Source organism: Nocardioides sp. (assembly GCF_030655615.1).
Classification (GTDB): Bacteria; Actinomycetota; Actinomycetes; order Propionibacteriales; family Nocardioidaceae; genus Nocardioides.
Genome location: NZ_JAURVJ010000136.1, coordinates 1 through 8,286 on the forward strand (window position 1 = coordinate 1; position 8,286 = coordinate 8,286).

Genomic DNA, 8,286 nt, shown 5'->3' on the forward strand with positions numbered 1-8,286 from the left:
TCCGCACCCCCGGAATCGCACAGTGACCCAGGGGTGCGTCGCGTTCCCGCACCCCCGGAATCGCGAAGTGACCCACGGTGCGTCGCCTTTCCGCACCCCCGAAACCGCACAGTGACCCACGGCGCGTCGCCCTTCCGCACCCCCGGAATCGCACAGTGACCATGCTGGGCCACTTCGCGAATCGCGGGTGCCCGAAACACGACGCACCCTGGGTCACTTCGCGCATCGCGGGTGCCCGAAACATGACGCACCGTGGGTCAGATCCGGGACCTGGCCAGAGCCTGTGGATGAGGGGAGCGAGCGACAGCGCGATCGCGAGAGAACCGGACCATGAAGCGGTTGCAGAAGTACGGGGCGCAGCTGGCGCTGCTGCAAGAGGCCGCGTTCGTGGTGGTGCGCCAGGAGGGTCCCGCCGCGCTCACCCGACGTCGGCTGGCCTCCGAGCTGGGCGCGTCCGACGCGATGGCTCGGCGGACGCTGGGAGAGCATGCCCGGCTCCCCGCGCTCGCCGCCGCCGCGTGCGCGACCAGGCGCCGCCGCCCGGCTTGGAGCCGAGCCACGCTCGATCTGCTGCTCCCGGAGGCAGACGAGGTCGACCTCGAAGTCGTGTGGTTGCGACTCCAGCTCGCCTTCGGCGCGGTGGCGGCGACCGACGACGGGTCCGATCTCGCGGAGCGCTACCAGGTCGCGACCCGGGGGTGGAGCGATGACGGCGCGGTTCGCCCCGCCCGCTCCGCCCGCCCGGAGGCCGACGCTGCCGCCGACCGGGACGCAGTGGCTCCCTACCTGTCCGACCACGACGAGGCGAGGCGCAGCCTCGTCGCTTCCCTGGTCACTGTCCGCACGGAGCTGGTCGAGCCGGTCCTCGGCCTGGTCGACGGTCTGGTGCTGGCGATCTGCACCGGTCGGCTGACGTCTTCCGCCGCCCGCGCCGTCCTGGCCGACCACCTCGCCACCCTCGGCACCACGCCGACTGGCCCCGCGCCGATCGGCCCCACACCGACCGGCCGACCGGCCCCACACCGACCGGCCCCACACCGACTGCCCCTACGTCGGCTGAGGTGCGAGCGCAGCGAGCCTCGAAGCCCTCGAACCGCGTGCCCGACCCGACCGCAACGCCACCAGCACCCCCGCGACCATGACCGCCCCGCCCGTGGCCTCGGCGGCGTTGGGCCACTGGTCGAGCAGCACCGCCGCCGACGCCATGGCCACCACGGGTGCCAGCAGCACCCACGGCACGACGGCGGCCGACGGGTTGCGGGAGAGCAGGGTGTTGAAGACGCCGTAGCCGACGAGAGAGGCGAGGCCGGCGGTGTAGAGCGTGGAGACGCCGGCCTCCCAGCCGAAGGCCGCGATGCCGTCGACGACGGCGGCCGGGCCGTCCACCACGAGCGACAGGACGAGCAGGGGTACCGGGACGACGACGGCCGACCACACGGTGAGCGCCAGCCCGCCGGTCGCGCCCGAGGAGCGGGACACGACGTTGCCGACCGCCCAGGACAGGGCCCCGAGCAGGCACAGCAGCAGGGCGAGCACCGGGACGTCTCCCCCACGTCCGACCGCGACGACGACCAGGCCGAACGACCCGACCAGCACCCCCAGCGCCTGCGCCGGGGTCGGCCGCTCACGCAGCACCCCGGCGGCGATGACGACGGTGAAGATCACCTGCGCCTGCAGGACGAGAGCGGCGAGGCCGGGCGGCATGCCGGCGTCCATGGCGACGTAGAGGAAGCCGAACTGGCCCAGCGACATGAAGGCCCCCACCGCCGCCAGGGTCCGCCAGGGCAGGTCCGGGCGCGGCAGCAGGACGGCCGCGGGCAGCAGCACCACGGCGAACCGGATCGCGACGAAGAGCAGCGGCGGCACGCCGTCCATGCCCCAGTCGATCACCACGAAGTTGAAGCCCCAGATGGACGCCACCAGCGCGGCGAGCAGGCAGTCGCGTCGGGTCATGCCCCCAGCCTGACGGACCTGACCATGCAGCACCAGCGAGCGATCATGCATGTCAACCGGTAGCGTTGCTTCATGATCGATCTCGCCGCCCTGCGCTCGCTGGGCGCCGTCGACACCCACGGCTCGGTGGTCGCCGCAGCCGATGCGCTGGGGTTCACACCCAGCGCGGTCTCCCAGCAGGTCAAGCGGCTCGAGCGACAGACCGGGGTGGCCCTGCTCGAGCGCGTCGGCCGCGGGGTCATGCTGACCGACGACGGCCGGCACCTGCTCGACGCGGGCGGCCGGTTGCTCCGCGACCTCGAGCAGGTCGAGGCCGGCCTGCACCGGCGTACCGGCGTCGTGGCGGGCCACCTGCGGATCGCGGCGTTCTCCACGGCGATGCGCGGGCTGGTCGCCGGTGTCGTGCGCGACCTGCTCGACGCCCACCCCGACCTCCGGGTCTCCCTGGTCGAGCACGAGCCCTGGGACACCGTCGACCTGGTGGCGACCGGCCAGCTCGAGCTCGGCCTGTTCCACACGTGGGGCGACGTACCGGTCGACGTGCCCGACCACCTGGTCCGCACGGCGGTGGCGCGCGACGTGGCCGACGTCGTCGTCCACCGTGACCACCCGCTCGCCTCCTGCCGGTCGGTCACGCCCGCCGACCTGGTCGACGAGGGCTGGATCGCGACGCCCGAGGGGACGATCTGCCGCCAGTGGCTCAGCCGGATGTACGACGGCACCGGGCGCCGTCCGCGGATCGCCCACGTGTCCATGGAGTTCGACTCCCACCTGGCCCTGGTGCGGGCGGGCCTCGGCATCGCCCTCGTGCCCCGGCTCGGTCGCGCGGCCCTCGACGACGCCCTGGTGGCCGTCCCCGCGCGCAACCCCGTCCCCACCCGCGACGTGGTCGCGGTGCACCGCCGGACCCTCGACGACTCCCCCGCGATCCGCGCCGCGCTCGCCTCGCTCTGCGACGCCGGAGGCTGAGGTGCGAGCGCAGCGAGCCTCGAAGCCACGAAATCCGAGGTGTAACAAGAACGACGCGGGGCATTTGCTCGCCTTCGAGAGGCTTCGTGCACTAGAAACGTAGTCCACGGCGAGGGGAGCTGGCATGGCACAGGCACCGACGGAGCAGCAGCCGGCACTCAAGGCCGGGGCGATCGGCTTCGTCGACGCCCTGGTGATCGGGCTGGCGGCCACGTCACCGGCGTACTCGCTGGCGGCGGTGATCGGCGCCATCGCGGCCGCGGTCGGCGTCTATGCGCCCGGCGCGCTGCTGGCGTCGTTCGTCCCGATGGCGCTGATCGCCACGGCGTTCCTCTACCTCAACCGGGTCGACGCCGACTGCGGCACGACCTTCAGCTGGGTGACCCGGGCCATGGGTCCGTGGTTCGGCTGGATCGGTGGCTGGGCCATCGCTATGACGGGCGTCCTGGTCGTCGGCTCGCTGGCCGACGTCGGCGTCAGCTTCTCGCTGCGCACGTTCGGGGCCGACGCGGCGGCCGACAACGCCTGGGTCCGGATGCCGCTCGCGGTGCTGTTGATCATCGCGCTCACCTACGTCTGCATCCTCGGCGCCGACGTCTCGGCCAAGCTGCAGAACGCGCTGATGGTCGCCCAGGTCGGCTCGCTGCTCGCCTTCGCGGTCGTCGCGATCGTCAAGGCCGTGTCCGACAACAGCCCGCTCGACCCGATCGACCCGTCGCTGAGCTGGCTCAACCCGTTCGGCGCCGGCGGCAGCGGCCTCACGACCGCACTGCTCCTCGGCGTCTTCGCCTACTGGGGGTGGGAGTCCTCGGTCAACCTCAGCGAGGAGACCAAGGGCGCCAGCAGCACCCCGGGGCGTGCGGCGGTGCTCTCGACGGTGATCCTCCTGGTCACCTACGTCGCGGTCGCGACGGCCGTCGTCTCGTACGCCGGCACGACGTGGCTGACCGACAACGCCGGCGAGGAGGAGTTCGTCTTCGCCGCGCTCGCCGACCTGGTGATGGGACCGTGGGGCTGGGTCGTGCTCGCCTCGGTCGCGACCTCGGCCATCGCGTCGACGCAGACGACCATCATCCCGGCATCGCGGACGGGGCTGTCGATGGCCCGCCGCCACGCGCTCCCCGCCGCCATGGGCCGCATCCACCCCCAGCACCGCACCCCCGACGTCAGCACCTGGACCGTCGCCGGCATCGCGATCGCCTGGTACGTCGGCATCTACCAGATCAGCGACAACGCCCTCTTCGACTCGCTCACGGCCCTGTCGCTGCTGATCGCCTTCTACTACGCGCTGACCGGCATCGCCTGCGCGGTCTACCACCGCAAGCACCTGCTCGAGAGCCCCAAGAACCTGATCCTCATCGGCGTCGGCCCGCTGGTCGGCTCGGCCCTGCTGATCTGGCTGCTCGTGCTGTCGGTGCGCGACATGTCCGACCCCGAGAACAGCTACAGCGGGACGTCGTGGCTCGGCGTCGGGCCGCCGCTCGTGATCGGCGTGGGGATCTTCCTCGTGGGCGTCGCGTTCATGCTCTTCTGGCGGGTCAAGGACGGCCGCTACTGGCAGGAGAAGGCCGGCCTGCCCGACCCCGACGTCGTCCACGGCCTCAAGGCCGGCAAGGCCGACCCCGACGGTCTGGAAGGCTGAGGCCATGGCAGTGGTGGTCGGATACGACGAGTCCCCGGGTGCGGACGCCGCGCTCGCCACGGCGATCACGATCGCCTCGCGCTTCGGAGAGGTCCTGGTGCTCGTCTACGGTGCCGGACCGCCCGGCGGTCTCGGCGAGGAGGCTGGACCGCACCGCGACGCCCTCCGCGAGATCGGCCGCACCGCCCTCTCGCACGCCGTGGAGCGCGCCCACGCCGCCGGTGTCGACACGCAGATCGAGCTGGTCGACGCCAAGCCGGCCCAGGCGATGCTCGAGGTCGGCGACAAGCACGACGCCACCGTCCTCGTCGTCGGCACCGCCGGCGAGAGCCCCCTCAAGGGCGCCATGCTCGGCTCGACGCCCCACAAGCTCCTGCACCTCAGCACCCGCCCGGTGCTCTGCGTCCCCTTCGCCGACGCCGGTTGAGGCGCGAGGAGCGCTAGCGACGAGCCTCGAAACCCCCGCAGCCACCGACCGACCTCACCCACGCGGTGACGACGTCACGTCCTGAGGCGTACGCCCCACCAACGCCACCACGGCAGCCCCCACGAGCAGGACCGCGGCACACACGACCACCACGACGTTCCACCCGTCGACGACCGAGTCGCCGACGTGCGTGGCGATGGTGACGGTCAGCGTGATGCCGATGGCCGCGCCGACGTAGCGCGCGGTGTTGTTGGCGCCGCTGCCCATGGCGGTCCGGTCGGGCGGCACGTTGGCGACGGCCTCGCGACCCAGGACCGCGTTGAGCAGCCCGGTGCCGACGCCGGTCGCGGCCATCACCACGGCCAGCCGCCAGACGCCCGAACCGGTGCCGAGCCCGAGTCCGGTGAGCTGGGCCAGACCGACAAGGCCGAGCAGGACGGCGACGCCGCGCGGCCCGGCGAAGGTCCACGGCAGCCGCCGCAGCGCGAGCGAGGTGACCACGCTGACGCCGGCCCAGACCGCCGCCAGCAGCGCGCCGGTCCACGGCCCATTACCCAGCCCCACCTGGGCGATCGTCGGCGTGAGCGAGGCCAGCCCGATCATGCTGATGCCGAGCAGCAGCGACCCCAGGGTCGCGGCGACGAACCCCGGACGCCGCAGCAACGCCGGGTCGAGCAGCGGCTCGCCCACACGCGGCTCGACGAGCGCGAGCCCGCCGAGGCAGGCCAGCGCCGCGACGCCGAGCACGACCGTGAGCCCGTCGACACCGTCGCGGGCCTGGGTCAGGGCGGCGACGAGCAGGGTGAGTCCGCCCACCAGCAGCACCAGACCCGGTACGTCGACGCGGCGCGGGTGCTCGGCCCGGGAGGTCCCGAGGCGCGAGGACAGGGCGACGAGGCCCACCGCGGCGACCACGTGGACGACGTAGACCTCGCGCCAGCCGGTGCCGAGCTCGCCGACGGCGGCGGTCACCAGGGACCCGGTCGCGATGCCGAGCCCGACGCTCGCGCCCCACATCGAGGTGGCGCGGAGCCGCTCGGGGCCCGGCGGGAAGCGGGCGGCCAGCAGCGCCAGGCCGCAGGCGAGCACCGCCGCGCCGCCGACGCCCTGGACGACGCGACCGGTGACGAGGACCGCCGTACCGGGGGCGGCGGCGCAGACGACCCCGCCCAGCGCCACCAGCCCGAGCCCGACGTCGTAGAGCACCCGCCGCCCGAACCGGTCGCCGAGCACGCCGCTGACCAGGAGTGCGGCCGCGAGGCCGACGCTCATCGAGCTGAGGATCCAGGCCCGACCGGCCGGGCCCGCGCCGAGGTCGACGGCCGTGGCCGGCAGCGCCACGATCGGGGCGACGTAGGCCACCAGCACCAGCGTGGTGCCGAGGGCGACCGGGAGGAGCGGCCGGGCGAGGACGTCGTGTGTCGGTTTGATATTCAAACTCACCCAGGGCACGCTAGCAGCCGTGCGCCACATCGTGCTCGACGAGCTTCCGGGTCGCCCGTGCCCCGCCGCCGCCGCCCTCGAGCTCGTCGGCGAGCGCTGGTCGCTGCTGGTCGTGCGCGAGCTGTCCTTCGGCAAGACCCGCTTCGGCGACATCGTCCGCGGCACCGGCGCCCCACGCGATCGGGTCTCGGCGCGGCTCAGGTCGCTCGAGGAGGCGGGCGTCGTCGAGCGGACGGCCTACCAGGACTCACCGGTGCGGTGGGACTACCGGCTCACCGACGCCGGGCGCGACCTCGTGCCCGTGCTCGACGCGCTCGTCACGTGGGGCCGCCGGCACGCGGTCGCCGAGGCTCAGTAGCTCCGCAGCTCGCCGACGTAGGCCGGTCCACGCTCGTCGGGCAGGACGTCGCGCGCCAGCACCGTCGCAGCGGCGACGGCCACCGGCATCACGAGCACCCCGCCGAACGGCACGAAGAAGCACGCCTGGGTGGCGACGCCGAGGCCCATCACCCGTCGGCGGTGGGGCTCGAGCAGGGCCCGTTGCGCGTGCCGGTCCATGCCGCGGGCCTCGAGCGGACGGCTCACGAGCTCACGCCCGAGCAGGCGGCCCGAGAGCAGCAGGCCCAGGACGATGCCGAGGACCGGGCCGACGACGGGGAGGAAGCCACTGACGAGCACGAGCACCGAGGTGAGCACGCCGACGGCCGCGAGCTTGAGGCCGTCGAGGGCCGAGTGCCAGAAGCCCAGCCCCTCGCCGAGCTTGACCGGTCCGATCATGTCCTCGGTGGCGCGCCAGATCCGCTCGTAGAACGGGTCGCCGATGGTCAGCGTCAGCCCCGTGAAGGTGGCCGACCACAGCAGCACCGAGCCCACGACCAGGGCCAGGCCGAGGAAGAACCGCACGAGCTGGCGGGCCACGTCGGCCCAGTCGTCGGCGAACGGCGTCATCCAGGCGGTGACGCCGCCGATGTTGAGGATCAGCAGCACGAACGCCGTCGCCAGGACGACCCAGACGATGAACGCCGGCAGCATCCCGAGCAGGAGCAGCCGCGGTCGTTGCTTGAGGAGCCGCCAGCCGCGGCCCAGGCAGGCGGCGCCGGCCCGGTAGTCGCGCACCGCCGAGTCCCGGTCAGCCGGTCAGAAGAGCGCGGAGGCGAGGTTGCGGCGGGCGGCGAGCACACGCGGGTCGTCGTTGCCGACGGCGGCGAACTGGCCGATGAGGTGCTCGCGGGCCTTGTCGCGCTCCTTGTCGGCGGTGACCCGGACGAGCTCGACGAGCCGGGCGAAGGCCTCCTCGACGCGCCCCTCGGAGAGATCGAGGTCGGCGACCAGGGTCTGGGCCTCGAGGTCGGTCGGGGCGGCGTCGGCCGCGGCGCGCGCCGCGGCGGCGTCGACGTCCTGGGTGCGCTGGAGGATCCTGGCCATCGCGAGACCGGCGACGGCCTCGTGGTCGGCGGGGTTGGCGTCGACGAGCCGCTGGTACTCCACGACGGCGGTGTCGAGGTCGTCGCGGGCCAGCGCGTCCTCGGCGGCGGCGTACCTCGGGTCGGCCACGGGCTCGCCGTCGCCGTCCTCGGGAGCCGGGGCGGCGGCGAGCGGCTGGTGCCGGCCGGTCACGCCCTGGGCGGTGAGCTGCTGGCCGAGCTGGTTGAGCAGGGCACTGAGCTCGTCGGCGGGTACGACGCCCGGGATGGGCTGGGTGACCGGGCGGCCGTCGAGCAGCACGAGGAGCACGGGGACCTGGGTGATCTGGAGCGCCTGCCCGACCTCGGGTGCGGTGTCGAGGTCGACGAGACCAGTCAGGAACCGGCCCTCGTAGCGCTCGGTGAGCTCGGCCACGTCGGCGGCGTAG

At 73.5% G+C, this 8,286-nt stretch carries 8 protein-coding genes; 4 read left to right on the top strand and 4 right to left on the bottom strand.

Going from position 1 to position 8,286, the window contains the following annotated elements; all coding sequences use genetic code 11:
* Positions 1 to 1,047 precede the first annotated feature (1,047 nt).
* Positions 1,048 to 1,953, bottom strand: a complete 906-nt coding sequence (locus Q7T52_RS11505; RefSeq protein ID WP_304802578.1) for an EamA family transporter — start codon at positions 1,951 to 1,953, stop codon at positions 1,048 to 1,050.
* 72 nt (positions 1,954 to 2,025) lie between these two features.
* On the opposite strand from Q7T52_RS11505, the gene Q7T52_RS11510 reads away from it, so the two are divergent.
* The 3 genes from Q7T52_RS11510 (at position 2,026) to Q7T52_RS11520 (ending at position 4,991) form a co-directional block, all read left to right on the top strand.
* Positions 2,026 to 2,922: a LysR family transcriptional regulator gene (locus Q7T52_RS11510; protein WP_304802580.1), complete on the top strand. Its 897-nt coding sequence runs from the start codon at positions 2,026 to 2,028 to the stop codon at positions 2,920 to 2,922.
* A gap of 124 nt (positions 2,923 to 3,046) precedes the next feature.
* On the top strand, positions 3,047 to 4,564 hold the full coding sequence (locus Q7T52_RS11515) for an APC family permease (RefSeq protein WP_304802582.1): 1,518 nt from the start codon (positions 3,047 to 3,049) through the stop codon (positions 4,562 to 4,564).
* Positions 4,565 to 4,568: 4 nt separating this feature from the next.
* Positions 4,569 to 4,991 carry a universal stress protein gene (locus tag Q7T52_RS11520; RefSeq protein WP_304802584.1) on the top strand — a complete coding sequence of 141 codons (423 nt, stop codon included), beginning with the start codon at positions 4,569 to 4,571 and terminating at the stop codon, positions 4,989 to 4,991.
* 54 nt (positions 4,992 to 5,045) lie between these two features.
* Here the strand turns inward: Q7T52_RS11520 and Q7T52_RS11525 are convergent, their stop codons facing one another.
* Positions 5,046 to 6,434: an MFS transporter gene (locus Q7T52_RS11525; RefSeq protein ID WP_304802586.1), complete on the bottom strand. Its 1,389-nt coding sequence runs from the start codon at positions 6,432 to 6,434 to the stop codon at positions 5,046 to 5,048.
* 19 nt (positions 6,435 to 6,453) lie between these two features.
* Here Q7T52_RS11525 and Q7T52_RS11530 point away from each other — a divergent pair, with 19 nt between their 5' ends.
* Entirely contained in the window at positions 6,454 to 6,792 is a 339-nt protein-coding gene (locus Q7T52_RS11530) for a helix-turn-helix domain-containing protein (RefSeq protein WP_304802588.1), read from the top strand.
* On the opposite strand, the gene Q7T52_RS11535 is transcribed toward Q7T52_RS11530, so the two are convergent.
* Positions 6,786 to 7,550, bottom strand: coding sequence for an EI24 domain-containing protein (locus tag Q7T52_RS11535; RefSeq protein ID WP_304802590.1), 765 nt, complete (start codon positions 7,548 to 7,550; stop codon positions 6,786 to 6,788). The genes Q7T52_RS11530 and Q7T52_RS11535 overlap by 7 nt on opposite strands.
* 21 nt (positions 7,551 to 7,571) lie before the next feature.
* The coding region (locus Q7T52_RS11540) for a tetratricopeptide repeat protein (RefSeq protein WP_304802592.1) at positions 7,572 to 8,286 on the bottom strand (715 nt) is incomplete at its 5' end.

Coding starts and splice junctions, on each gene's coding strand:
- Q7T52_RS11510 (WP_304802580.1), top strand. CDS start 2,026: ATGATCGATCTCGCCGCCCTGCGCTCGCTGGGCGCCGTCGACACCCAC.
- Q7T52_RS11505 (WP_304802578.1), bottom strand. CDS start 1,953: ATGACCCGACGCGACTGCCTGCTCGCCGCGCTGGTGGCGTCCATCTGG.
- Q7T52_RS11515 (WP_304802582.1), top strand. CDS start 3,047: ATGGCACAGGCACCGACGGAGCAGCAGCCGGCACTCAAGGCCGGGGCG.
- Q7T52_RS11520 (WP_304802584.1), top strand. CDS start 4,569: ATGGCAGTGGTGGTCGGATACGACGAGTCCCCGGGTGCGGACGCCGCG.